This is a genomic window from Streptococcus sp. KHUD_017 (assembly GCF_054861245.1).
Window position 1 is genome coordinate 785,934 of record NZ_CM142175.1, and the last position, 25,152, is coordinate 811,085.

Below are 25,152 nucleotides of genomic sequence, written 5' to 3' on the forward strand. Positions count from 1 at the left end.
ACTAGAATTAGGCTTTTAGTAGCCTATTTAGTGCTTTTTTGGTAGAATAATTCAAATAAAAAGGAGACTCAATGGATTTAGATATTATTAGACAAGAAATTGATCAAATTGATGATCAAATCGTCCAACTTTTAGAAGAAAGAATGCATCTAGTTGAGGGTGTAGTTGCTTATAAAAAGTCTACAGGAAAACCAATCTTGGATACCAAAAGAGAAGAAGCTATCTTTGAAAAAGTCAGAAATCGCGTCAGCAATAAAAAGTACGAAGAAACAATTGTTGAGACTTTTTCAGATATTCTCAAACGTTCCCGTGATTATCAAGATAGGAATATCAAATGAAAAAAGAACAATTCTATCCACTAGGAATCTTTCTAGCTGGTATGCTAGGAGGATTAGTCCGTTTTCAGATTACAAGATACTTACCAGCTAGTCCAGACTTCCCATGGGGGACATTGATTGTCAATTATCTAGGGATTTTCTGTCTAGTGTATCTTGTAAAGGGGTATCTAGTTTATAAGGAAAGCAGTAAAGGTGTCATTCTAGCGCTTGGAACGGGATTTTGTGGTGGCTTAACGACATTTTCTAGTCTCCTATTAGATGCAGTGAAATTGTTGGACACAGGGCGATATCTTAGCTTAGTCATCTATTTACTTTTGAGTATTGGTGGTGGACTTCTATTTGCTTATTGTCTAGGGAGGAAGAAATGGTAGTAATCTATCTAGCACTTGCTTGTGGACTGGGTGCCCTTGTCCGTTATTTCTTTTCACGTTATAATCAGGGTTCAGTACTGCCACTAGGAACTCTCATAGCCAATATTTTAGGCTGTTTTCTGATTGGCTTATTTTACAATCATGTGGAGTCGAAAGAAATTTACTCTGTACTTGCAACTGGTTTTTGTGGTGGCTTGACCACGTTTTCAACCTTGAATGATGAACTCCAAAGACTGATCAATGACAAGAAGGCATTTTATAGTTATTTATTATTAACCTACTTGCTTGGTTTTCTTGCAATTTTTTTGGGAATTTTGCTTTAAATTTCTTTACTTTTTCTAGGAATTTTGATAAACTGTATCTTGTGTGTAATGGACGCACAAAAATACAGTTTATCCGCTGAGGAAGTTTCCTCAAGATTGACAAAGATAGGAGAATAAAATGAATCCATTAATCCAAAGCTTGACTGAAGGTCAACTTCGTACAGATATCCCTTCATTCCGTCCTGGTGACACTGTTCGTGTACACGCGAAAGTTGTCGAAGGAAACCGTGAACGTGTTCAGATCTTTGAAGGTGTTGTTATTGCACGTAAAGGTGCTGGCATCTCAGAAAACTACACAGTCCGTAAAATCTCTAACGGTGTAGGTGTTGAACGTATCTTCCCAATCCACACTCCACGTGTTGAAAAGATCGAAGTTGTTCGTTACGGTAAAGTACGTCGTGCGAAATTGTACTACTTGCGTGCTCTTCAAGGTAAGGCAGCTCGTATCAAAGAAATCCGTCGTTAATTCGATGATAAAAACTCTGCTGCAAGGCAGGGTTTTTCTCTAGCTCCCTTAGTTCAATGGATATAACAACTCCCTCCTAAGGAGTAGTTGCAGGTTCGATTCCTGCAGGGGGTATAGAAACTATTGATTTTACTGGGTGTTTGAGGTGTTTCACCCCAAATTCGCTCCTAAATTACAAGAATTATATAAAGTGTTGACATAGGTTTGATAAGCAACCTCTAGAATTACTTTGACAAATTATCATGAATTATAAAATTTGGAGTACTAATGGTCGATAAAGATTTTTCTTTTGATAAGATAGAATCTATCTTAAACGGAACTAGCAATTTTTATATTTCTTCAAATGAAGAATTGAATAAATGCTTAGATCATGTTGTTCAGTTGATTTCGGATTCATATGTTTTATATATAAATAATTCATATACCTCCTCCTCTTTTTTAGCTATTAGTGTGCTAGAAGAGGTTGGAAAAATTCAAATGGGAATATTTATTAAAGGTTCAGATTCCTATGTGAGAAAAGATAAATTAAGAAATCATAAGTCTAAACAAATTGTTGGAGCGAGCTACACTATTTGTATGGGCGAAAGGATTAAAAATGCAATTTCTAATGAAAATTTGGAGAAGATTTTTAAATTTATTTATTCTGGTGAATTAAAAGATTTAAGAGAAAAAGCAATTTATTGTGATAGAAAAAATAACAATATTGTGATACCAAAAGATTTAATTACTCAAGAACTTGCAAGAAACCTACTTTTATTTGCGATAGAATCATTTGATGATAATCTAGTGGGCTGGACGAATTACTCAATAGAGTTATCAAAGAAAACTGATTTATTTTTTGAAATTATTGCTAATTCTAAGATGAAATAGACAAAAACCGCTCAGCTGAGCGATTTTTGTCTATTTTTACCTTTTGCTACAAGACCCAAGTTCGAATGGCATGGGCAACGCCTGATTCATCATTTGTTTTGGTGATGTATTTGGCGATTTTTTTGAGTTCTGGGTTTCCGTTTTCCATAACAACGGGATTACCAACGACTGCTAGCATGGCACGGTCATTTTCTTCATCCCCGATCGCCATAGTTTCATCCTTACTTAGTCCAAGTTTCTCAGCTAGGTGAGTGATAGCAGATCCCTTGTCTACATCCTTTTTAAGGAGTTCTAGGTAAAATGGAGCAGATTTGTTAATAGAGTAGCGCTCGTAAAATGTTGCCGGAATCTTTTCAATCGCAGCATCGAGAATCTCAGGTTCGTCGATAAACATACATTTGACGATTTCTTTATCAGCCATCTCTTCAGGAGTACGGTAAAAAATTGGCATGCTGACGAGGGTTGATTCGTGTACGGTGTATTTTCCGATATTGCGATTGGCAGTGTAGATGCCGTTCTTGGTAATAGCATGCATATGGACTCCCAGTTTACGGCTGAGAAATTCCATATCCAGATAGTCCTCGTAAGTTAAGGATTCGCTGATAATCTCATGGCCATTAGCGGTTTCTTGGACAAGGGCACCATTGAAGGTCACAACATAGTCCCCTTCGTCTCTCAACTGCAAGTCGTCAAGCAGTTTGGCAACACCAGCGATGGGGCGTCCTGTTGCAATGACCACCTTGACTCCAGCTGCTTTGGCATCTTGGATAGCTGCAAAAACTTCTGGAGTAATTTCTTTTTTACTATTAACTAGGGTACCATCAATATCGACGGCGATTAGTTTTATACTCATAAATTTCCTCTGTTATTTCTTGTCTGGAGTAAAATGATCATTCTCAATCAGTTTTGAAAATTGTTGAATGATATTCGTGAAAATACTGTTTTGCTTAAGCATTTCTTTAGGGAAGTAGAAACGGTTGTCACCATGACGGCTTCCTGCAAGAGATTGAACGATAGGAGATAGGCTAGAAAGTTCTGCCAACTCGCCATTTTTTTGGACAATCTCAATTTGTGTTCTTGGATTTTCAGACTCTGGTCGATAAATATCGTAAGGAAGGTCGAAATTCTTATGAATGGCAGTATAGTAGTTAGGGTCAAAACCGATTTCTTCTACTAAATTCCTCATGATTTCAAGTTTGTCTTGGTCTTCTTGAGAAAAAGTAATAGATTTAAAAACCTTACGATTGATAAAACGCTGCGAAAGATCAGCTAAGATTTTGTCCGTACTTGTCATCCAGAGCTGGAAGTAGGTATTCATAACCCCGTCATCTAGTGCTAGATAGTCAGACAAGCTAACGTTTTTCTCAAAAAATGGCAGTAGATGTGGGGATGTAAGGGCAAAGAAGTCCTTATTTTCAGGATAGAGCTCCTTAGCACGTTTGAGAAGATTTTGCAGAAGGACTTCCATGGCGCGTGTGGCTGGGTGGAAATAAACTTGCATATACATCTGGTAACGACTGAGTACATAATCCTCGATGGCATGCATCCCATTACGCTGAAAGGCAATGCCATTTTCAACAGGACGAATGACACGAAGAATACGTGTCAGATCAAACTGGCCATAAAAAGCACCGGTGAAGTAGGAGTCGCGAAGGAGATAGTCCATACGGTCTGCATCAATCTGACTCGAAATGAGCTGAACAACTTGTTTGTTGGGATAAGTGTGATCGATAACGCTGGCTACTTTTTTTGGAAAGTCCGGTGCAACCTGCAAAAGAACCTGATGAATCTCTGTATCAGGGCTTTGGATAATTTCCTGGGTAATGGCCTCGTGGTCGGTGTCAAAGAGATTTTCAAAAGTATGAGAGTAGGCACCGTGTCCGAGATCATGTAGAAGAGCCGCAGTCATGGTTAATAGTGACTCGTTAGAATCCCATTCCTCAGGATATTTCTCCTCAAAAATCTCCGTGATTTGACGGGCAATTTCGTAGACACCCAAACAGTGAGAAAAACGACTATGCTCTCCACCGTGGAAAGTATAGCTAGATGTCCCAAGCTGTTTGATGCGACGGAGCCGCTGAAATTCTTTGGTATTGATCAGGTCATAAATGACTTGATTATTAACGTGGATATAGTTGTGAACTGGGTCACGAAATACTTTTTCATTCATAAGACCATTATAGCAAATTCCTTGCCTTTTTGGTAAAATAGTAGGGATAAGTGAGAAGAAAGAGGAATAGATGTGAAGATTAGAATGAGAAATACCATCAAGTTCGATGAACAATTGGAAGTAATCGACCAACTTTATGATGTTGAATTACGGGAAAAGGGAGATTTTTCCTATCTCCTTTTTTACAATGAGGAGCAAGAAAAAGTGGTTTTGAAATTTAATGGAGAGGAACTGGTCATGTCACGTTTCTCAAATCCCAAGACCATCATGCGTTTTCTTAAGGGTTCTGATAGTTTAGCCTATATTCCAACACCTATGGGCCTGCAGGAGTTTATTATCCAAACAAGCAACTATGAAGTTAGTGAAGAGAAGATTGAACTAGCCTATCAACTACAAAACAAAGAAGGAGTTCCATTTGCCAACTACCGTTTAGAAATTACTTGGGGATAAGAAAAAGAGGCTGGGACAAAAGTCCTAGCCTCTCAATTGTCTTTGGATTGTCGAGCAAGACGCAGTGGTTGGGTGGGCTCTACTACGCTGATTTCATCAGCTTTTACAGCCCTACTCAACTGTGCGGAGGCGGGACGACGAAATCGAATTCTAACAACTTACCGATTTCTGCCCCACTCTCATTTGATATACAGTTCCTGATTTTTCAAGACGATTTCACGTACACTTGCGAATTTCTTCAGTTTTTTTAGCTCTTCTGGATGTGTCACAAGAGTGATGACATAGCCTTCTTTACCCATGCGTCCTGTACGACCCGCACGGTGAGTGTAAGTTTCCGTGTCTCTAGGGACGTCAAAGTTAATCACGCATTCCAAGCTATCAATGTCGATACCACGAGCGAGAAGGTCTGTGGCAAGAAGTAGTGTCAGTTGATTATCTTTGAATTTTTCTAAAATAACTTTTCTAAATTTAACGTTGACATCGCTAGCTAGCGAAACTGCTAAAACATCACGATATTGTAATTTTTCCTCTGCACTTCCAAGGTCTGACAAGCTATTAAAGAAGACAAGACCACGGAAATCTTCAACCTGTGCCAGTTTTCGAAGCATATCTACTCTGTGACGTTGGTCTACTTGCATGTAGAAGTGTTGGATGTTGTCTAACTTTTGGTCTGATAGATCAATGATGCGTGTGTTAGGTGCAATCTTATCTTGGTCAAATTTGGTAGTGGCACTCATGTAAATAAGTTGATGGTCACGAGGTGCATAGTTGGTAATTTTTTCAACAAAATGAATTTGAGAATCATCAAGGAGTTGGTCGAATTCATCAAGAATGATTGTTTCCACGTTCATCATCTTGATTTTTTTCAATTTAATGAGTTCAAAGATACGACCAGGTGTTCCAATTAGAATTTCTGGTCCTTTTTTAAGTCGTTCAATTTGACGTTTCTGACTCGAACCGGATAGAAATAGCTGAGCTGTTAATCCGATGGCCTCACCCCAGGTTTTAGTGACTTCAAAAATTTGTCCAGCAAGCTCAGTATTAGGTGCTAAAATCAATAATTGTTGGGCTTTTTTCTTTTGCAATTTGAGAAGACTAGGTAGGAGATAGGCTAAAGTCTTCCCTGTACCAGTTGGACTGACTCCAAGCAGGTTTTCACCTTCTGTTATAGGTTCAAAAAGTTGAGTTTGAATGGGGGTAAATTCTTGGAAACCAAGTTGGTCAAGGAGTTCAAGCCATTCGGTAGGTAGTTTGGTTTTCATTTTTCTGCCTCAAATCTAATGCCAGCATTCTGGCGCATGGTGTAAAGTAGGTTGTGGACATGTGTCGCATCATCAATCCAAGATTGGTAGAGAGTCAGGTCTGCTTGCTTGATCATGTTTGCAAAAGCAGCAACTTCCTCAGTCATGGTGTGAGGAGCCTGCTGGATAGGAAGTTGAACTTCATTTCCTTGATGGTCTGTAAAAGTAGCTGATTGGACATGCTCGATTGTATTAAGTGTCAGGGTTCCATCAGTAGTATAAATCTCACAAGGAAGATTAGAAGTGATATTCTTTCCTGCTTTGATATGTACTTGATAGTTAGGATATGAGAGAATACCATCTCCATTTAAATCGATACTATTATCTAGTTTCTGAGCTTGATAGGTTGCATGAGTCGGTTTTCCAAACAAGCGAACAGCTGCATAAATAGGATAAATACCCAGATCCATAAGTGCACCACCAGCAAAACGGTCTGAGAAAACATTAGGAGTATCGCCAGCAAGTAGGTTAGGCATCTTAGAAGAGTATTTAGCGTAGTTAAAGTCTGCACCAAGAATTTGTTTGTTCGCAAGAAAGTCTTTGATTGTGGCAAAAGCATCTTCGTGATAGTTTCTTGCTGCTTCAAAGACAAAACATTTATTATCTTTAGCCGTTTGAACTAAATCTTGCCATTCTTGTGGTTGAGTGACAGCTGGTTTTTCAAGGATAACATGTTTTCCAGCAGATAAAGCCATCTTTGCTTGACTAAAATGCAGGGAATTCGGACTAGCAATGTATACCACATCGAATGAATCCTTAAAGAAATCATTTAGCTGATCAAATAGCTTAACGCCTTGATACTGTTCAACAAACTTTTCTGCGGTTTCTATTTTTCTAGAATAGACTGCACCCAGTTGAAATTTCCCGCTAGTATGGGCAGCCTCTAGAAAATGATGGCTGATTGAACTAGTTCCTATGATACCAAGTTTTAGCATAGTTACTCCTTTTCCACAAGTAATGATTGATTTCATTATATCATAGAAAGAGCCAACTCGTTACCTTGAGATAATTCTTTTGCTTTGATACTTCGAAATTTCTAGAAAAAATGGTACAATAGCTACAGTATATTTAGGAGATTAGTATGAGATTATTACCTATGAGAAAAATTTCTCGTCATTCAAAAAGATTGGCGCTTTTTTTGACTTTTTGTGCTGGTTATGTAGATGCCTATACCTTTATTGTAAGAGGAAATACCTTAGTTGCTGGGCAAACGGGGAATGTGGTATTTCTATCAGTCGGAATCGTTCAGAGAAATTTGGCTGATGCTGAAATAAAGATATTGACACTTTTATCTTTCATGTTAGGCGTTTTTTTGCTTACGATTTACAAGGAAAAACTTCGCATTGTTAAAAAACCCATTCTATCACTTGTTCCATTAGCTATTTTATCATTGATAATCGGCTTTGTTCCATTGAGTGTTGATAACATGTTTATTATTCCTCCTCTGGCTTTTTGTATGGGTCTGGTTACAACAGCTTTTGGAGAGGTTTCTGGAATTGCCTATAATAATGCCTTTATGACGGGAAATATCAAACGCACCATGTTAGCTTTTGGCGAATATGTTCGGACCAAGCATACAGCCTTTTTGATGGAGGGATTGATTTTTGTGAGCCTACTTGTTAGTTTCATTCTAGGAGTAGTATTTTCAGCTTACTTAACGATTATCTTCAACGAAAAAACGATTTTAGGTATCCCTATCATGATGAGTATTTTTTATCTAAGTATGCTTTTATCTTCTTTGCGAAAAAGTCTAATAAAAGGCTGAATTTTGAGTGAAAATACTTGTCAAAAATTTGGAATCATGCTATACTTGTAGAGTTGACTATGCACGATCCTGTGCAACCGCACGAACATCGTTGCTCGTCGTATAACAAATTTAAACTTTGTCATTATCGCCTTGCCTAACATAAGTTATGTCTTCGGCTCAATTCCTAGTTTATTCTTTGTTATACTAAGAGCTCTTCTTTTAAGTGGTTCGTCCCACGATGCTAGGCGAGTCTTCACAAAAATTCGGGGAAACCCCAAAAAATCATAGGAGGTGCATAATGAGCACATACGCAATTATCAAAACTGGCGGAAAACAAGTTAAAGTTGAAGTTGGTCAAGCAGTTTACGTTGAAAAATTGAACGTTGAAGCTGGTCAAGAAGTTACTTTTAACGAAGTTGTTCTTGTTGGTGGTGAAAACACTGTTGTCGGAACTCCACTTGTTGCTGGAGCTACTGTAGTTGGAACTGTTGAAAAACAAGGAAAACAAAAGAAAGTTGTTACTTACAAGTACAAACCTAAAAAAGGTAGCCACCGTAAACAAGGTCACCGTCAACCATACACTAAAGTTGTCATCAACGCAATCAACGCTTAATTTTAAGGAGAACACATGATACAAGCAGTCTTTGAGAGAGCCGAAGATGGCGAGCTGAGGAGTGCGGAGATTACTGGACACGCCGAGAGTGGCGAATACGGCCTAGATGTCGTGTGTGCATCGGTTTCTACGCTTGCCATAAACTTTATCAATTCCATTGAGAAATTTGCAGGCTATGAACCAATCTTAGAATTAAACGAAGATGAAGGTGGCTATCTGATGGTTGAAATTCCAAAAGATCTTCCTTCTCATCAGAGAGAAATGACACAATTATTCTTTGAATCATTTTTCTTAGGTATGGCAAACTTATCGGAGAACTCTTCTGAGTTCGTCCAAACCAGAGTTATCACAGAAAACTAACACGGAGGAAAACATTATGTTAAAAATGACTCTTAACAACTTGCAACTTTTCGCCCACAAAAAAGGTGGAGGTTCTACATCAAACGGACGCGATTCACAAGCTAAACGTCTTGGAGCTAAAGCAGCTGATGGACAAACTGTAACTGGTGGATCAATCCTTTACCGTCAACGTGGTACACACATCTATCCAGGTGTAAACGTTGGACGTGGTGGAGACGATACTTTGTTCGCTAAAGTTGAAGGCGTAGTACGTTTCGAACGTAAAGGTCGCGATAAGAAACAGGTTTCTGTTTACCCAATCGCTAAATAAACATTAAATAAGGCTTTCCAAGATTCTTGGAAAGCTTTTTTTCTTGAACAATATTAGAATCAGTTATTTTTAAGTTTACTTCAGAAACTATTCTCACTCAATAAAATCTTAAGGAACTTATTTGATTTATTATGATAGATAATAAGAAGGAAATATGGTATAATATAGGGTGAGACCTTATGAATAAATAGTGAAAGAGTATAAAAAAAATAATGAAAAAAATAGTCATTAACGGTAGACGTCCATTAAAGGGTGAGATAACCATTAGCGGAGCAAAAAATAGTGTAGTTGCTCTGATTCCTGCTATTATTTTATCAGATGATGTAGTTATTTTGGATTGTGTTCCAGATATCTCCGATGTCGCTAGTTTGGTTGATATTATGGAAATTATGGGTGCGAGTGTTAAGCGCTATGATGACGTTCTAGAAATTGATCCTCGTGGTGTTCAAAATAAACCAATGCCATACGGTAAGATTAACAGTCTTCGCGCATCCTATTATTTCTACGGTAGTCTTCTTGGACGTTTTGGTGAAGCAACAGTAGGTTTGCCTGGTGGATGTGACTTGGGTCCTCGTCCTATTGACTTGCACTTGAAAGCTTTTGAAGCTATGGGTGCTAAGACAACCTATGAGGGAGATAATATGAATCTCTCAACTAATGGTTCTAAGTTACAGGGTGCTAGTATTTATATGGATACTGTAAGTGTAGGAGCAACTATTAATACGATGCTTGCAGCAGTAAAAGCTCAAGGACGTACAGTCATTGAAAATGCTGCTCGAGAGCCTGAAATTATTGATGTAGCTACTTTGTTAAATAATATGGGAGCTCATATTCGTGGTGCAGGTACGGATATGATTACTATCGATGGTGTTGAATCTCTACACGGCACACGTCATCAAGTTATTCCAGATCGTATCGAAGCTGGTACTTATATTTCTTTAGCTGCTGCTGTGGGACAAGGAATTCTTATTAACAATGTACTTTATGAACATTTAGAAGGTTTTATTGCGAAACTTGAAGAAATGGGTGTTCATATGACTGTTTCTGAAGATAGTATCTTTGTTGAAGAGCAGAAAAATCTAAAAGCTGTTAATATCAAGACTGCTCCATATCCAGGATTTGCTACAGACCTTCAACAACCGATTACACCACTTTTGTTGAAAGCAGAAGGACGAGGAACACTGATTGATACCATTTATGAAAAACGTGTGAACCATGTCTTTGAATTAGCTAAAATGAACGCAGATATTTCAACAACAAACGACCACATCCTTTATAAGGGTGGAAATCCTTTGCAGGGTGCAAAAGTTAAGGCGACAGACCTACGTGCTGGAGCTGCCTTGGTTATTGCTGGCTTGATGGCTGAAGGAAAAACAGAGATTACCAATGTTGAATTCATCCTACGAGGCTACTCAAATATTATTGAGAAATTACGTAAGCTTGGAGCAGATATTGAGCTAATCGAAGATTAGCCATTTTGAGGAACACAATGAATATCTGGACAAAATTAGCAATGTATTCTTTCTATGAGACGGAACGTTTGTATTTCCGTCCATTCTTTTTTACGGATGTAGATGACTTTCATGCTCTAGCATCAGACCCTGAAAATCTCCAATTTATTTTTCCTACGCAAGCCAGCATTGAGGAAAGTCAATATGCTCTTGCTAACTACTTTATGAAATCACCTTTGGGAATTTGGGCGATTTGTGATAAGAAAGCACAGAAGATGATTGGAGCCATCAAGTTTGAAAAGCTGGATGAAATCCGTAAAGAAGCAGAAATTGGCTATTTTTTAAGGAAAGATTATTGGTCTCAAGGATATATGACGGAAGCAGTGACTAAATTACGCGATTTGTCTATGGATCAGTTTGAATTAAAGCAACTTTCTATTGTGACGCATTTAGAAAATAGTGCTAGTCAAAAGGTTGCACAAAAATCAGGCTTCGTTCTATATCGTCGTTTCAAGGGTAGTGATCGATATACTCGTAAGATGCGGGATTATCTAGAATTTCGCTATACAAAAGGAGAGCTAAATGAGTAAACACCAAGAAATTTTAGCTTATTTAGAAGAATTACCAGTCGGAAAACGGGTCAGTGTTCGAAGTATTTCAAATAGGCTGGGAGTGAGTGATGGTACAGCTTATCGTGCTATCAAAGAAGCTGAAAATAGAGGATTGGTTGAAACACGTCCTCGAAGTGGAACTGTCCGTGTCAAGTCCAAAAAAGTTGCCATTGAGAGATTAACCTTTGCAGAAATTGCAGAAGTCACTGGTTCAGAAGTTTTAGCTGGCCAAGCAGGTTTGGAGAGAGAATTCAGTAAATTCTCCATTGGAGCCATGACAGAAAAAAATATTCTTTCTTATCTTCATGATGGTGGTCTACTTATTGTCGGTGATAGAACACGGATCCAATTATTGGCACTTGAAAATGAAAATGCTGTCTTGGTAACGGGTGGATTTGAAGTTCATAAAGATGTTTTGGATGCTGCTAATAAGAAAAATATCCCAGTGTTACGCAGTAAACATGACACATTTACCATTGCAACCATGATTAACCGAGCTTTGTCAAATGTACAAATAAAGACAGATATTTTAACGGTTGAAAAAATCTATCGCACTTGTCATGAATATGGTTTTTTACAAGAAACGGATACTGTAAAAGATTATTTAGATTTAGTTCGTAAGAATAGAAGTAGTCGATTCCCTGTTATCAATCAGCACAAGGTTGTTGTTGGTGTCGTGACCATGCGTGATGCTGGAGATAAGTCACCAGGGACTACCATTGATAAGGTCATGACAAGAACGGTCTATATGACAGGCCTAGCAACGAATATTGCTAACGTGAGCCAGAGAATGATTGCAGAAGATTTTGAAATGGTACCTGTTGTACGGAGCAATCAAACCTTGCTTGGTGTCATTACTAGACGTGATGTTATGGAAAAAATGAGTCGTTCTCAGGTCTCAACTTTACCAACCTTTTCAGAACAGATTGGACAGAAGTTATCTTATCATCATGATGAAGTTGTTATTACAGTCGAACCCTTTATGTTAGAAAAAAATGGTGTTCTGGCTAATGGTGTTCTTTCAGAAATCTTGACTCATATGACGCAAGACTTGGTCGTTAATAGCGGTCGTAACCTCATCATTGAACAAATGTTGATTTACTTCTTACAGGCTGTTCAGATTGATGATGTTCTACGGATTCAAGCTAGAATTATTCATCATACGAGACGATCGGCTATTATTGATTATGACATTTATCTCAATCATCAAATTGTATCAAAAGCAAATGTAACTGTAAAAATTAATTAGAATCTAGGAGAAAACATGATTACATTAAAATCAGCTAGAGAAATCGAAGCTATGGATAAGGCTGGTGATTTTCTTGCAAGTATCCACATTGGCTTGCGTGATATCATTAAGCCAGGTGTTGATATGTGGGAAGTAGAAGAGTATGTTCGCCGTCGTTGTAAAGAAGAGAATTTCCTTCCACTACAGATTGGTGTTGATGGGGCAATGATGGACTATCCATATGCAACCTGCTGTTCGCTCAATGACGAAGTAGCACATGCCTTCCCTCGTCATTATATCCTCAAAGAGGGTGACCTCCTCAAGGTTGATATGGTTCTTGGTGGGCCAATCGCGAAGTCTGACCTCAATGTTTCTAAACTCAATTTTAACAACGTTGAGCAGATGAAAAAATATACTCAAAACTTTACGGGTGGTTTGGCTGATTCTTGTTGGGCATACGCAGTTGGTAAACCATCAGAAGAAGTTAAAAACTTGATGGACGTGACCAAGGAAGCTATGTATAAGGGGATCGAACAAGCTGTTGTTGGCAATCGCATCGGCGATATTGGTGCAGCGATTCAAGAATATGCTGAAAGTCGTGGATACGGCGTTGTTCGTGATCTTGTAGGACACGGTGTTGGACCAACCATGCATGAAGAACCAATGGTTCCAAACTATGGTATCGCAGGTCGTGGCCTTCGCCTTCGTGAAGGTATGGTTTTGACAATCGAACCTATGATTAATACAGGTGATTGGGAAATTGATACAGACATGAAAACAGGCTGGGCTCACAAAACTATAGATGGTGGTCTATCATGTCAGTATGAGCATCAGTTTGTTATTACCAAGGATGGACCTGTTATCTTGACAAGTCAAGGTGAAGAAGGAACTTATTAATCAAAAGGGAGCTGAGCTCCTTTTTTTCGTTTTAGTTGAAATCAAATTTGCGTAGCAGATATCTTACAAACGTTTTCTTTTATAGTAAAATATAAGATGACTATATGAAAGAAGGTTCTTAATTGGAAAGTATTATATTTTTTATTTCTGTCTTTATAGCTGGGGTCTTGTCATTCTTTTCTCCCTGTATTTTTCCCTTGTTACCAGTCTACGCAGGTGTTCTGCTAGATGATCAAGAGGAGTCAAGGACATTTCGTTTTTTGGGTAAAGATGTTGCCTGGTCAGGATTGATTCGGACACTCTGTTTTATCGCAGGTATCTCTCTAATTTTCTTTATTCTAGGGTTTGGAGCAGGATTTCTTGGGAATTTACTTTATGCCGACTGGTTCCGTTATGTCATGGGAATCATGATTGTTATACTGGGTTTGCATCAGATGGAAATTCTTCACTTACAAAAATTAGAGGTACAAAAAACAGTAACATTTAAGCAAAAACAGTCTAGCAAATATTTGTCGGCCTTTTTACTGGGTATCAGCTTCAGCTTTGGCTGGACTCCATGTATAGGCCCAGTTTTAAGTTCTGTTTTAGCACTGGCTGCCTCAGGAGGAAATGGAGCTTTTCAAGGGGCTTTATTAACCCTAATTTATACACTTGGAATGGCGCTTCCATTTTTAGTATTGGCCTTGGCATCAGGTCTGATCATGCCTTATTTTAGTAGAATTAAATCTCACCTACTCTTATTGAAAAGAATTGGTGGTTTACTAATTATTCTCATGGGAATTTTATTAATGTTGGGACAGTTAAATGTCTTATCTGGAATATTAGGATAAAAGGAGTAATCTATGAAAAAAACAATCTATTTTGGACTTAGTTTCTTATCTATCTTTCTTTTGATTGCTTGTGGCAAGGAAGAGAAGGAACCAAGTCAGGAAAATCAAACGACTCAAGCACAGCAGCAAGCAACGGTTAAGCAAATAGCTGTAGGAGCAGAAGCACCGGATTTCACGCTCCAATCTATGGATGGAAAAGAAGTGAAATTATCAGATTATAAAGGAAAGAAAGTTTATCTTAAATTTTGGGCTTCTTGGTGCGGACCTTGTAAAAAAAGTATGCCTGAATTAATGGAACTTGCTGCAAAAGAAGATCGTGATTTTGAAATTTTATCTGTTATTGCACCAGGTCTTCAAGGTGAAAAAACGATTGACCAATTTCCAAAATGGTTTGAGGACCAGGGCTATAAGGATATACCTGTCTTATATGACACTAAGGGAACAACCTTCCAAGCTTATCAGATTCGAAGTATCCCAACTGAATACCTAATTGATTCAAATGGTAAAATTGCTAAGATTCAGTTAGGTGCAATTAGCAATGCAGAAGCTGAAGCAGCTTTTGCACAAATGGATTAACGTTATAAAAAATGTCTAGACTGTTTTGTCTAGACATTTCTTTTTTTTAAAATTAAATTGAATTAGTTTTTAGAAGCAGCTTGGAATTCTGGGTTTTTCCATGCTTCGTCAATAATTTCTTGCAATTCACGAGCAGAAAGTTGCATTTTTTGAGTTTCAGCGTCGTTCAATGGGATGTTAACTGGGCGAACGATACCATGCGCACCAACGATAGCTGGTTGACCGATAAAGACGTTTTCAACTCCGTATTGTCCTTCTTGGAAGACTGAAAGTGGAAGAACCGCATTTTCATCATCAAGGATAGCTTTTGTGATACGAGCAAGAGCAACTGCGATACCGTAGTATGTAGCACCTTTTTTGTTGATGATTGAGTAAGCAGCGTCACGAACTGAGATGAAGAGCTCAACAAGATCTGCTTCATTCAAGTCACGGTTAGCTTGTAACCATTGTTCCAATTTAACACCGGCAACGTTAGCGTGTGACCAAACTGCAAATTCAGAGTCACCGTGCTCACCCATGATGTAAGCGTGAACTGAACGAGCATCAACACCAATAGTTTCAGCAAGTGCTTGACGGAAACGAGCTGAGTCAAGTGAAGTACCTGAACCGATAACACGTTCTTTAGGGAATCCTGAGAATTTCCAAGTTGAGTAAGTTAAAATGTCAACTGGGTTAGCAGCAACAAGGAAGATACCGTCAAAACCAGACGCAACAACCTGTTCAACGATTGATTTGTTGATAGCAAGGTTTTTGCCAACAAGATCAAGACGAGTTTCACCTGGTTTTTGTGGAGCACCAGCAGTGATTACTACAAGGTCCGCATCCGCACAGTCTTCATACTTAGCAGCATAAATTTTCTTAGGCGAAGTAAAAGCAAGCGCGTGGCTAAGGTCTTCAGCATCACCAACTGCTTTTTCAAACAATTGAGGAATTTCAATGATACCAAGTTCTTGAGCAATACCTTGGTTAACAAGAGCGAAAGCGTAAGATGAACCTACGGCACCGTCACCAACGAGGATAACTTTTTTGTGTTGTTTAGTAACTGTCATTTGTCTAAACATCTCCTTTGTTTTTTTCAGGGGGGATTCCCCATTTGATTTCATTCTATCACTTTTGCTAAGCTTTGTCACGGATATACCTTCGGGATAAATATGTAAACGTTTTACACGTGTTGTTAGACTGTAAAATAGTCCAAACTATGGTATAATATATCTAGTTACTAATAGTGAAATGAGGCATTTTTTAATGCAAGATAAAAATCTAGTGAATGTCAATCTGACAAAGGAGATGAAGACTAGCTTTATCGACTACGCCATGAGTGTAATCGTATCGCGTGCTCTTCCTGATGTTCGTGATGGGTTGAAACCTGTTCATCGTCGTATTTTGTACGGAATGAATGAATTAGGAGTTACGCCTGATAAACCTCATAAGAAATCTGCCCGTATTACAGGGGACGTAATGGGTAAATACCACCCACACGGGGATTCATCTATCTATGAAGCTATGGTTCGTATGGCTCAATGGTGGAGCTACCGCTACATGCTTGTAGATGGGCACGGTAACTTTGGTTCTATGGACGGTGATGGCGCTGCCGCGCAACGTTATACTGAAGCACGTATGAGTAAGATTGCTCTTGAAATGCTTCGCGATATCAATAAAAATACCGTTGACTTTGTTGATAACTATGACGCCAATGAACGAGAACCTGTTGTTTTACCAGCTCGTTTTCCAAATCTTTTGGTCAATGGTGCCACAGGTATTGCCGTTGGTATGGCGACCAATATTCCACCTCATAATTTGGGTGAAACCATTGATGCTGTTAAACTCGTCATGGATAATCCTGAAGTTACTACTAAAGATTTGATGGAAGTTTTGCCTGGTCCAGACTTCCCAACTGGTGCCCTAGTTATGGGGAAATCAGGTATTCATAAGGCTTACGAGACTGGTAAAGGATCTATTGTTCTACGTTCTCGTACGGAAATTGAAGAAACTAAAACAGGTCGCGAACGTATCGTTGTTACTGAATTCCCATATATGGTCAACAAAACCAAAGTACATGAACATATTGTGCGTCTGGTTCAAGAGAAACGTATCGATGGAATTACTGCTGTTCGTGATGAATCTAACCGTGAAGGTGTTCGCTTTGTTATTGAAGTTAGACGCGACGCATCAGCTAATGTTATTTTGAACAACTTATTCAAGATGACTCAGATGCAGACTAGCTTTGGTTTTAACATGCTTGCTATCCAAAATGGTGTTCCAAAGATTTTATCGCTTCGCCAAATCTTGGATGCATACATTGAGCACCAAAAAGAAGTTGTGACTCGTCGTACTCAATTTGATAAAGAGAAAGCCGAAGCACGCGCACATATCTTGGAAGGTTTGCTGATTGCACTAGACCACATCGACGAAGTTATTCGTATTATCCGTGCCAGTGAAACTGATGAAGAGGCTCAAGCAGAATTGATGAGCAAGTTCAAGCTTTCTGAACGTCAAAGTCAAGCAATCCTAGACATGCGTCTCCGTCGTTTGACAGGTTTGGAACGTGATAAGATTCAGTCAGAGTATGACGAATTGATTGCTTTGATTGCTGATTTAACTGATATTCTTGCAAAACCAGAACGCGTAGCACAAATCATCAAAGAAGAATTGGATGAAGTCAAACGGAAGTTTGGAGATAAACGCCGTACTGAGTTGATGGTTGGTGAAGTCTTGACACTTGAAGATGAAGACTTGATTGAAGAGTCTGATGTTCTCATCACTTTATCAAATAAAGGCTACATTAAACGTTTGGACCAAGACGAGTTTACTGCCCAAAAACGTGGTGGACGTGGCGTTCAAGGAACTGGAGTTAAGGACGATGACTTTGTGCGTGAATTGGTTTCAACCAGCACTCACGATCATTTGCTATTCTTTACTAATAAAGGACGTGTTTATCGTCTTAAGGGATATGAAATTCCAGAATACGGTCGTACAGCCAAAGGTTTGCCAGTTGTCAATCTTTTGAAACTGGATGAGGGTGAAAGCATTCAAACCATTATCAATGTTGAATCAGAACGTAGTGATGATGCCTATCTCTTCTTTACAACTCGAGCAGGTATTGTCAAAAGAACTAGTGTCAAAGAATTTGCCAACATTCGTCAAAATGGTCTAAAAGCCTTGAATTTGAAAGATGAGGACGAATTGATTAATGTTCTTCTGACTCAAGAAGATACTGATATCATCATTGGTACTAAATTGGGATATGCAGTTCGTTTCAATCAATCATCCGTTCGTAGCATGAGTCGTAGTGCTACAGGTGTTAAAGGAGTAAATCTTCGTGAAGGAGATGCTGTAGTTGGTGCTAGAGTGATTACCGATCAAGACGAAGTTCTTATCATTACTGAAAAAGGATACGGTAAGCGTACAGTTGCTACTGAATATCCAACTAAAGGTCGTGCTGGTAAAGGTATGAAAACCGCTAATATTACTGATAAAAACGGTCAACTTGCCGGCCTACTCACAGTAAAAGGTGACGAAGACTTGATGGTCATCACAGACACTGGTGTTATGATTCGAACAAATGTTGCCAATATTTCTAAGACTGGACGTTCAACTATGGGAGTTAAGGTTATGCGTCTAGATGAGAACGCTAAGATTGTAACCTTTACAACAGTTGCGGCAGCTGAGAAAGAAGAAGTTGGGGCAGAAAACGAAACAGAAAGTGAAGAATAATGTCTCAAAAAAGAACCAAAAGTAAAAAGAATAAGCGTAAAAATCTTCTGATTAATATTTTTTCTGGTTTTCTAATTCTTTTGTCGCTAGCTTTGATTTTTAACTCGAAGATACGTGATGTAATTATGATTTGGAATACCAATAAATATCAAGTAAGTCAGGTATCAAAAGAGAAAATAGAAGAAAATAAAAGTGCTGCTGGAAATTTTGATTTTGACTCTGTAAAATCCTTATCTTCAGAGGCAGTACTTTCAGCTCAATGGAATTCCCAACAACTTCCAGTGATTGGTGGTATTTCTATTCCAGAACTTGAAATGAATTTGCCTATTTTTAAGGGGCTGGATAATGTGAACCTTTTCTATGGTGCTGGAACCATGAAAGCTGATCAGGTTATGGGACAGGGAAATTATTCGTTAGCAAGTCACCGTATTTTCACTGGTAAAGATGCAGATCAGAAGCTATTTTCACCCTTAGCACGAGCTACTAATGGAATGTTCATTTATCTGACAGATAAAGAAAAAGTTTATAAATATGAAATAGTAGAAGTTAAAAAGGTAACTCCAGATCGCATCGATGTTATTGAAGACAGAGAAGGGATTGACGAGCTGACTTTGGTAACCTGTGAAGATGCTAATGCTACAGAACGGATAATTGTTAAAGCAAATTTGAAGGAAGTTAAAAACTATTTAGAAGCTTCTCCAGAAATATTGCAATCATTTAATAAACCATATAAACAATTTTATGAATAGTAGAAGAGGTTGGGACAAAAGAGCCCGACCTCATTTTTTATTAGCAATCAAACTTTGACGCGGTAGCTGATTGAACTTTTTGTTCGTCTTTTAGACTCCAAAAAGCTCCTAATCATCCTCGCGGGGCTGGGACTACGAAATCGAGACTTTGTCTATCGATTTCTGTCCCACCGCCTTTTCTTGTCAATTTCAGAAAATAGATAAGGTAAAGACTTTTCATTTTTTCTAAAAAGTAGTATAATATTTCTATTATAGAAATTTTTAGAAAATTCCAAAAGAGGTTTGTTATGGGATACACAGTTGCTGTTGTCGGTGCTACAGGTGCCGTTGGTGCTCAAATGATCAAAATGTTGGAAGAATCAACTCTTCCAATTGATAAGATTCGCTACCTTGCTTCTGCACGTTCTGCAGGAAAGGTCTTGAAATTCAAGGGTCAAGATGTGACTATTGAAGAAACAACAGAAGAAGCTTTTGAAGGAGTTGATATTGCTCTCTTCTCAGCTGGTGGTTCAACTTCTGCAAAATACGCACCTTATGCTGTTAAAGCGGGGGCAGTAGTAGTAGATAACACTTCTTATTTCCGTCAAAATCCAGATGTGCCATTAGTCGTTCCTGAAGTAAACGCCCATGCTCTTGATGCTCACAACGGGATCATTTCATGTCCTAACTGTTCAACTATTCAAATGATGGTAGCTCTTGAACCAGTTCGTCAAAAATGGGGCTTAGACCGTATCATCGTTTCAACTTATCAAGCTGTTTCAGGTGCAGGTATGGGAGCCATTCTTGAGACACAACGTGAATTGCGTGAAGTATTGAATGATGGTGTAAATCCACGTGATTTGCATGCGGAAATCTTGCCATCAGGTGGTGATAAGAAACACTATCCAATTGCTTTTAATGCCCTTCCTCAAATTGACGTCTTCACTGATAATGACTACACTTATGAAGAAATGAAGATGACAAACGAAACTAAGAAAATCATGGAAGACGATAGCATTGCCGTTTCAGCAACTTGCGTGCGTATTCCTGTCTTGTCAGCTCACTCTGAGTCAGTCTATATTGAAACAAAAGAAGTAGCACCAATCGATGAAGTCAAAGCTGCTATTGCTGCCTTCCCAGGTGCAGTTCTTGAAGACGATGTTACTCACCAAATCTATCCTCAAGCAGTCAATGCTGTCGGTTCACGCGATACATTTGTCGGACGTATTCGTAAAGACTTGGATGCAGAAAAAGGTATTCATATGTGGGTAGTATCTGATAATCTTCTTAAAGGTGCAGCTTGGAACTCAGTTCAAATCGCAGAAACACTTCACGAACGTGGTCTAGTACGCCCAACAGCTGAATTAAAATTTGAATTGAAATAGGGAGCAAAACAGAAATCAGTAACTCGAAGAGTTTGATTTTTTCTTCGCTTTTATAATTTAAGGCTCAGGCTATAAAAGTCCACCGGACTTTTATACTCCCCCCGCACAGTTGATTAGTAAGTACGAATGTTGTAAACATGAGTAGTTCCAATCAACCACTGCGTTACGATTCAGAAATCAGTAACTCGAAGAGTTTGATTTCTTCCTCTTATTTTATGTACAGAACAGGAGGCAAAGGCAAGTATGCCCCAGCCTCTTTCTTATAGAGAAAGGTTTTCCGATGTCTTATCAAGATTTAAAAGATTGTAAAATTATTACGGCCTTTATTACTCCTTTTCATGAAGATGGCTCAATCAATTTCGATGCCATTCCGAAGTTGATCGAACATTTATTGGCTCATCATACAGACGGAATTCTCTTGGCGGGTACGACTGCTGAAAGTCCGACTCTTACTCACGATGAGGAGTTACAGTTATTTGCAGCTGTTCAGAAGGTTGTTAATGGACGTGTTCCCTTAATCGCTGGTGTTGGTACTAATGATACACGCGACTCTATTGAGTTCGTCAAAGAAGTGGCAGAATTTGGCGGTTTTGCAGCTGGTCTTGCTATTGTTCCTTACTATAATAAACCATCCCAAGAAGGTATGTACCAGCACTTTAAAGCTATTGCAGACGCTTCTGATTTACCAATTATTATCTATAATATTCCGGGTCGTGTAGTAGTTGAATTGACGCCTGAGACCTTGCTTCGCCTAGCAGAACATCCAAACATCATTGGTGTCAAAGAATGTACCAGTCTTGCGAATATGGCCTATTTGATTGAGCATAAACCAGAAGAATTCTTGGTATACACAGGTGAAGATGGAGATGCTTTCCATGCAATGAATTTGGGAGCAGATGGTGTTATCTCAGTTGCTTCTCATACTAATGGTGATGAAATGCATGAAATGTTCACTGCGATTGAAGAGAGTGATATGAAAAAAGCAGCAGCTATTCAGCGTAAATTTATTCCTAAAGTTAATGCTCTATTCTCTTACCCGAGTCCGGCACCTGTTAAGGCAGTACTCAACTATATGGGATTCGAAGCTGGGCCTACTCGTCTACCTTTGGTTCCTGCGCCTGAAGAAGATGCTAAACGCATTATCAAGGTTGTTATTGACGGAGACTATGAAGCGACTAAAGCGACTGTCACTGGAGTTCTTCGTCCTGATTACTAACATCATAAACATAGATAGAAACTTCCTAACAAGTAAAATTGTTGGGAGTTTTTTTCTTTTTCTACGAATATATAAATAGAGAGAGAAAAAAGGAGTCGATCATGAAAATTAAGATTGATAATTTCGAGATTTATAAGTTAAAGCAAGCAGGTTTAAGTAATCAGCAGGTTCTAAAAGTACTTCAATACGGAGAAATTTATGATCAGGAATTGAGTTTAGAGACTATCGCTGAAGCATCTGAGTGTCGTAATCCAGTCGTTTTTATGGAGCGGTATCATAAACTGACTTTTGAAAGCATGGAACGCCTGAAGAAAGATTTTGAAAAGTTCCCATCATTTTCAATTTTGGATGATGTTTATCCCATTTCACTCAGTGAAATTTATGATGCACCTGTATTGCTTTTTTATAAAGGAGATTTAAATCTCTTGAAATTACCAAAGGTTGCTGTTGTTGGTAGTCGCTCTTGTAGTCAAATAGGAACCAAATCAGTCCGTAAAATCATTGAAGAATTGGAAAATGAATTAGTTGTGGTGAGTGGACTTGCTAGGGGAATTGATACAGCTGCCCATATGTCTGTTCTACAAACTGGGGGCAAAACGATTGCAGTGATTGGGACTGGTTTAGATGTCTATTATCCCCGCTCCAATAAACGCCTTCAAGAATACATTGGAGAACAACATTTGCTTCTAAGCGAGTACGGTCCAGGAGAAGAACCATTAAAATATCACTTTCCTGCCAGAAATCGAATTATTGCAGGATTGTGTCGAGGAGTCATCGTTGCAGAAGCTAAAATGAGGTCTGGTAGCTTAATCACTTGTGAGCGTGCCATGGAGGAAGGTAGAGATGTCTTTGCGATTCCAGGTTCCATTTTAGATGGACGCTCAGACGGCTGTCATCATTTAATCCAAGAAGGAGCAAAACTAGCAACATGTGGGCAGGATATACTAGCAGAATTTGAATTTTAATGAATGAAATGATTTCATTTAGCAAACTTTTCTTCTATTATATGGGTGTTATGTCTTGACAGGTTTTTAAAAATGGTTTACACTTTATAAAGTTTAATTACTTTGAGAAGGTGTGATACTGTGGTAACGGCAACCAAAAAGAAAAAATCAACAAGTAAAAAAAATCTTGTAATCGTGGAGTCGCCTGCTAAGGCGAAAACGATTGAGAAATATCTAGGACGTAATTATAAGGTTTTAGCCAGCGTAGGACATATTCGTGATTTGAAAAAATCAAGTATGTCAGTTGACGTGGAAAATAATTACGAACCGCAATATATCAATATTCGTGGGAAAGGTCCTCTCATCAATGATTTGAAAAAAGAAGCTAAGAAAGCCGATAAAGTCTTTCTTGCAAGTGACCCGGACCGGGAAGGGGAGGCTATTTCATGGCATTTAGCGCATATTTTAGATCTAGACGAGAATGATACCAACCGTGTTGTTTTCAACGAGATTACCAAAGATGCAGTAAAAAATGCCTTTAAAGAACCTCGTAAAATCAATATGGATTTGGTCGATGCCCAACAAGCCCGTCGTGTTTTGGACCGTTTAGTGGGGTATTCAATTTCACCAATTCTTTGGAAAAAGGTTAAAAAAGGCTTATCAGCAGGACGTGTTCAGTCTGTTGCTCTTAAGCTAATCATTGATCGTGAAAATGAAATCAATGCCTTCCAACCAGAAGAATATTGGACGATTGATGGTGTCTTTAAAAAAGGTACCAAGCAATTCCAAGCTTCTTTTTATGGAATGAATGGCAAGAAGATGAAGTTGACTACCAATGAAGAAGTCAAAGAAGTTTTATCTCACCTTAGCAGTAAAGACTTTACTGTTGATCAAGTAGATAAAAAGGAAAGAAAGCGCAATGCTCCTCTTCCATATACAACGTCTTCTATGCAGATGGATGCTGCTAACAAGATAAATTTCCGTACTCGCAAGACTATGATGGTTGCTCAGCAACTCTATGAAGGAATCAATATCGGTACAGGTGTCCAAGGTTTGATCACCTATATGCGTACGGATTCTACTCGTATCAGTCCAGTTGCTCAGAATGAAGCTGCTAGCTACATCAATGAACGTTTTGGTAGTAAGTATTCTAAACATGGTAGCAAGGTGAAAAATGCCTCTGGCGCTCAAGACGCCCACGAAGCTATTCGTCCTTCAAGTGTCTTTAATACTCCTGAAAAAATTGCTAAGTATTTGGATAAAGACCAGCTTAAACTTTATACCCTTATCTGGAACCGCTTTGTAGCGAGTCAAATGACGGGTGCTATCTTTGATACTATGGCTGTTAAACTTTCGCAAAATGGAGTTCAATTTTCTGCTAATGGTAGCCAAGTTAAGTTTGATGGTTATTTGGCGATTTATAACGATTCTGATAAGAATAAGATGCTACCCGATATGAAAGTAGGAGATGTGGTCAAACAGGTCAGTAGCAAACCTGAACAACATTTCACACAACCGCCTGCACGATATTCAGAAGCAACACTGATTAAAACTTTGGAAGAAAATGGAGTTGGACGTCCATCTACCTATGCTCCAACCATTGAAACAATCCAAAAACGCTACTATGTAAGACTTGCTTCTAAACGCTTTGAACCAACTGATCTAGGTCAAGTTGTTAACAAGCTGATTGTTGAATACTTCCCAGACATTGTAAATGTGAAATTTACCGCTGAAATGGAAGGTAAACTGGACGATGTTGAGGTCGGAAAAGAAGAGTGGCAACGGGTTATTGATGAATTTTACAAACCATTCTCTAAAGAGGTTGCAAAAGCTGAAGCAGAGATGGAAAAAATTCAAATAAAGGATGAGCCAGCTGGATTTGACTGTGAAGTTTGTGGCAGTCCTATGGTGATTAAGATTGGACGCTTCGGTAAGTTTTACGCATGTAGCAATTTCCCTGATTGCCGACACACACAAGCCATTGTAAAAGAAGTTGGTGTTACATGTCCAAATTGTCATCAAGGGCAAATCATCGAACGCAAAACCAAACGTAATCGTATTTTCTATGGATGCAATCGTTATCCAGAATGTGAATTTACCTCTTGGGATAAACCTGTTGGACGTGATTGTCCTAAATGTGGTCACTTCCTCATGGAGAAAAAAATCCGTGGTGGTGGGAAACAAATTGTATGTAGCAATGGTGACTACGAAGAAGAAAAGATTAAATAAAAATAATTAGGGCTGAAATGATAA

Annotated in this window: 27 protein-coding genes and 1 tRNA gene; 23 read left to right on the plus strand and 5 right to left on the minus strand. The window is 38.6% G+C overall.

Annotated elements, in window-relative coordinates:
* Nucleotides 1-71: 71 nt before the first annotated feature.
* The 6 genes from ACVAMZ_RS03870 (at nt 72) to ACVAMZ_RS03895 (ending at nt 2,368) form a co-directional block, all read left to right on the plus strand.
* Entirely contained in the window at nt 72-338 is a 267-nt protein-coding gene (locus ACVAMZ_RS03870) for a chorismate mutase (RefSeq protein WP_461685089.1), read from the plus strand.
* The gene (gene crcB / locus ACVAMZ_RS03875) at nt 335-709 is read left to right on the plus strand and encodes a fluoride efflux transporter CrcB (RefSeq protein WP_461685090.1); all 375 of its coding nucleotides are present in this window, start codon (nt 335-337) and stop codon (nt 707-709) included. Before ACVAMZ_RS03870 ends, crcB (ACVAMZ_RS03875) begins: the two co-directional genes overlap by 4 nt.
* Complete coding sequence (crcB, locus tag ACVAMZ_RS03880; RefSeq protein WP_461685091.1) at nt 703-1,032, plus strand: fluoride efflux transporter CrcB; 330 nt, start codon at nt 703-705, stop codon at nt 1,030-1,032. Before crcB (ACVAMZ_RS03875) ends, crcB (ACVAMZ_RS03880) begins: the two co-directional genes overlap by 7 nt.
* 118 nt (nt 1,033-1,150) lie before the next feature.
* A complete protein-coding gene (rplS, locus tag ACVAMZ_RS03885) occupies nt 1,151-1,498 on the plus strand; it encodes a 50S ribosomal protein L19 (RefSeq protein WP_001068670.1) in 348 nt (115 codons plus the stop codon).
* A gap of 42 nt (nt 1,499-1,540) precedes the next feature.
* Nucleotides 1,541-1,612 (plus strand) — tRNA-Arg (locus ACVAMZ_RS03890).
* Nucleotides 1,613-1,765: 153 nt separating this feature from the next.
* Nucleotides 1,766-2,368, plus strand: a complete 603-nt coding sequence (locus ACVAMZ_RS03895; protein WP_414312041.1) for an AbiV family abortive infection protein — start codon at nt 1,766-1,768, stop codon at nt 2,366-2,368.
* 46 nt (nt 2,369-2,414) lie between these two features.
* Here ACVAMZ_RS03895 and yidA read toward each other — a convergent pair whose 3' ends face one another.
* Nucleotides 2,415-3,221 (minus strand): sugar-phosphatase, encoded by an 807-nt coding sequence (yidA, locus tag ACVAMZ_RS03900; RefSeq protein ID WP_414312042.1) that lies wholly within the window; start codon nt 3,219-3,221, stop codon nt 2,415-2,417.
* A 12-nt stretch (nt 3,222-3,233) separates the two neighbouring features.
* A complete protein-coding gene (locus ACVAMZ_RS03905; RefSeq protein WP_461685092.1) occupies nt 3,234-4,538 on the minus strand; it encodes an HD domain-containing protein in 1,305 nt (434 codons plus the stop codon).
* Nucleotides 4,539-4,610: 72 nt separating this feature from the next.
* On the opposite strand from ACVAMZ_RS03905, the gene ACVAMZ_RS03910 reads away from it, so the two are divergent.
* A complete protein-coding gene (locus ACVAMZ_RS03910) occupies nt 4,611-4,988 on the plus strand; it encodes a YwiB family protein (protein ID WP_461685093.1) in 378 nt (125 codons plus the stop codon).
* Nucleotides 4,989-5,167: 179 nt separating this feature from the next.
* Here ACVAMZ_RS03910 and ACVAMZ_RS03915 read toward each other — a convergent pair whose 3' ends face one another.
* Entirely contained in the window at nt 5,168-6,250 is a 1,083-nt protein-coding gene (locus ACVAMZ_RS03915) for a DEAD/DEAH box helicase (protein WP_461685094.1), read from the minus strand.
* Nucleotides 6,247-7,224, minus strand: coding sequence for a Gfo/Idh/MocA family protein (locus ACVAMZ_RS03920; RefSeq protein ID WP_414286564.1), 978 nt, complete (start codon nt 7,222-7,224; stop codon nt 6,247-6,249). The genes ACVAMZ_RS03915 and ACVAMZ_RS03920 overlap by 4 nt, the downstream gene beginning before the upstream one ends.
* Before the next feature lie 146 nt (nt 7,225-7,370).
* On the opposite strand from ACVAMZ_RS03920, the gene ACVAMZ_RS03925 reads away from it, so the two are divergent.
* From ACVAMZ_RS03925 to sdbB, 10 genes are all read left to right on the plus strand, one after another.
* Nucleotides 7,371-8,054 (plus strand): YoaK family protein, encoded by a 684-nt coding sequence (locus tag ACVAMZ_RS03925; RefSeq protein ID WP_461685095.1) that lies wholly within the window; start codon nt 7,371-7,373, stop codon nt 8,052-8,054.
* A 280-nt stretch (nt 8,055-8,334) separates the two neighbouring features.
* Nucleotides 8,335-8,649, plus strand: coding sequence for a 50S ribosomal protein L21 (gene rplU, locus ACVAMZ_RS03930; protein ID WP_000109141.1), 315 nt, complete (start codon nt 8,335-8,337; stop codon nt 8,647-8,649).
* Between the two features lie 15 nt (nt 8,650-8,664).
* Complete coding sequence (locus tag ACVAMZ_RS03935) at nt 8,665-9,009, plus strand: ribosomal-processing cysteine protease Prp (protein WP_000613699.1); 345 nt, start codon at nt 8,665-8,667, stop codon at nt 9,007-9,009.
* Between the two features lie 16 nt (nt 9,010-9,025).
* Complete coding sequence (gene rpmA, locus ACVAMZ_RS03940) at nt 9,026-9,319, plus strand: 50S ribosomal protein L27 (protein WP_000916509.1); 294 nt, start codon at nt 9,026-9,028, stop codon at nt 9,317-9,319.
* Between the two features lie 212 nt (nt 9,320-9,531).
* Nucleotides 9,532-10,791 (plus strand): UDP-N-acetylglucosamine 1-carboxyvinyltransferase, encoded by a 1,260-nt coding sequence (locus ACVAMZ_RS03945; protein WP_074324155.1) that lies wholly within the window; start codon nt 9,532-9,534, stop codon nt 10,789-10,791.
* A 17-nt stretch (nt 10,792-10,808) separates the two neighbouring features.
* A complete protein-coding gene (locus ACVAMZ_RS03950) occupies nt 10,809-11,360 on the plus strand; it encodes a GNAT family N-acetyltransferase (RefSeq protein ID WP_006145664.1) in 552 nt (183 codons plus the stop codon).
* On the plus strand, nt 11,353-12,630 hold the full coding sequence (gene spxR, locus ACVAMZ_RS03955; protein ID WP_036757618.1) for a CBS-HotDog domain-containing transcription factor SpxR: 1,278 nt from the start codon (nt 11,353-11,355) through the stop codon (nt 12,628-12,630). The genes ACVAMZ_RS03950 and spxR overlap by 8 nt, the downstream gene beginning before the upstream one ends.
* A 15-nt stretch (nt 12,631-12,645) precedes the next feature.
* Complete coding sequence (locus ACVAMZ_RS03960) at nt 12,646-13,506, plus strand: methionyl aminopeptidase (RefSeq protein ID WP_045763436.1); 861 nt, start codon at nt 12,646-12,648, stop codon at nt 13,504-13,506.
* 122 nt (nt 13,507-13,628) lie between these two features.
* Complete coding sequence (ccdA2, locus tag ACVAMZ_RS03965) at nt 13,629-14,336, plus strand: thiol-disulfide oxidoreductase-associated membrane protein CcdA2 (protein WP_070677276.1); 708 nt, start codon at nt 13,629-13,631, stop codon at nt 14,334-14,336.
* Nucleotides 14,337-14,348: 12 nt separating this feature from the next.
* The gene (sdbB, locus tag ACVAMZ_RS03970; RefSeq protein WP_461685096.1) at nt 14,349-14,912 is read left to right on the plus strand and encodes a thiol-disulfide oxidoreductase-associated lipoprotein SdbB; all 564 of its coding nucleotides are present in this window, start codon (nt 14,349-14,351) and stop codon (nt 14,910-14,912) included.
* A gap of 62 nt (nt 14,913-14,974) precedes the next feature.
* Here the strand turns inward: sdbB and ACVAMZ_RS03975 are convergent, their stop codons facing one another.
* On the minus strand, nt 14,975-15,961 hold the full coding sequence (locus ACVAMZ_RS03975; RefSeq protein ID WP_049496516.1) for an L-lactate dehydrogenase: 987 nt from the start codon (nt 15,959-15,961) through the stop codon (nt 14,975-14,977).
* Nucleotides 15,962-16,157: 196 nt separating this feature from the next.
* Between ACVAMZ_RS03975 and gyrA the strand changes: the two genes are divergently transcribed.
* The 6 genes from gyrA to topA all read left to right on the plus strand — a co-directional run bounded on the left by gyrA (nt 16,158) and on the right by topA (nt 25,128).
* On the plus strand, nt 16,158-18,626 hold the full coding sequence (gene gyrA / locus ACVAMZ_RS03980) for a DNA gyrase subunit A (protein WP_461685097.1): 2,469 nt from the start codon (nt 16,158-16,160) through the stop codon (nt 18,624-18,626).
* Entirely contained in the window at nt 18,626-19,375 is a 750-nt protein-coding gene (locus ACVAMZ_RS03985; protein WP_461685098.1) for a class A sortase, read from the plus strand. The genes gyrA and ACVAMZ_RS03985 overlap by 1 nt, the downstream gene beginning before the upstream one ends.
* Before the next feature lie 287 nt (nt 19,376-19,662).
* Nucleotides 19,663-20,739, plus strand: coding sequence for an aspartate-semialdehyde dehydrogenase (locus tag ACVAMZ_RS03990; RefSeq protein WP_461685099.1), 1,077 nt, complete (start codon nt 19,663-19,665; stop codon nt 20,737-20,739).
* Between the two features lie 280 nt (nt 20,740-21,019).
* Nucleotides 21,020-21,955 carry a 4-hydroxy-tetrahydrodipicolinate synthase gene (dapA, locus tag ACVAMZ_RS03995; RefSeq protein WP_461685100.1) on the plus strand — a complete coding sequence of 312 codons (936 nt, stop codon included), beginning with the start codon at nt 21,020-21,022 and terminating at the stop codon, nt 21,953-21,955.
* A 107-nt stretch (nt 21,956-22,062) separates the two neighbouring features.
* Nucleotides 22,063-22,920 carry a DNA-processing protein DprA gene (dprA, locus tag ACVAMZ_RS04000; RefSeq protein WP_461685171.1) on the plus strand — a complete coding sequence of 286 codons (858 nt, stop codon included), beginning with the start codon at nt 22,063-22,065 and terminating at the stop codon, nt 22,918-22,920.
* A 120-nt stretch (nt 22,921-23,040) separates the two neighbouring features.
* Nucleotides 23,041-25,128 (plus strand): type I DNA topoisomerase, encoded by a 2,088-nt coding sequence (gene topA / locus ACVAMZ_RS04005; protein ID WP_461685101.1) that lies wholly within the window; start codon nt 23,041-23,043, stop codon nt 25,126-25,128.
* The last annotated feature ends 24 nt before the right edge of the window (nt 25,129-25,152 follow it).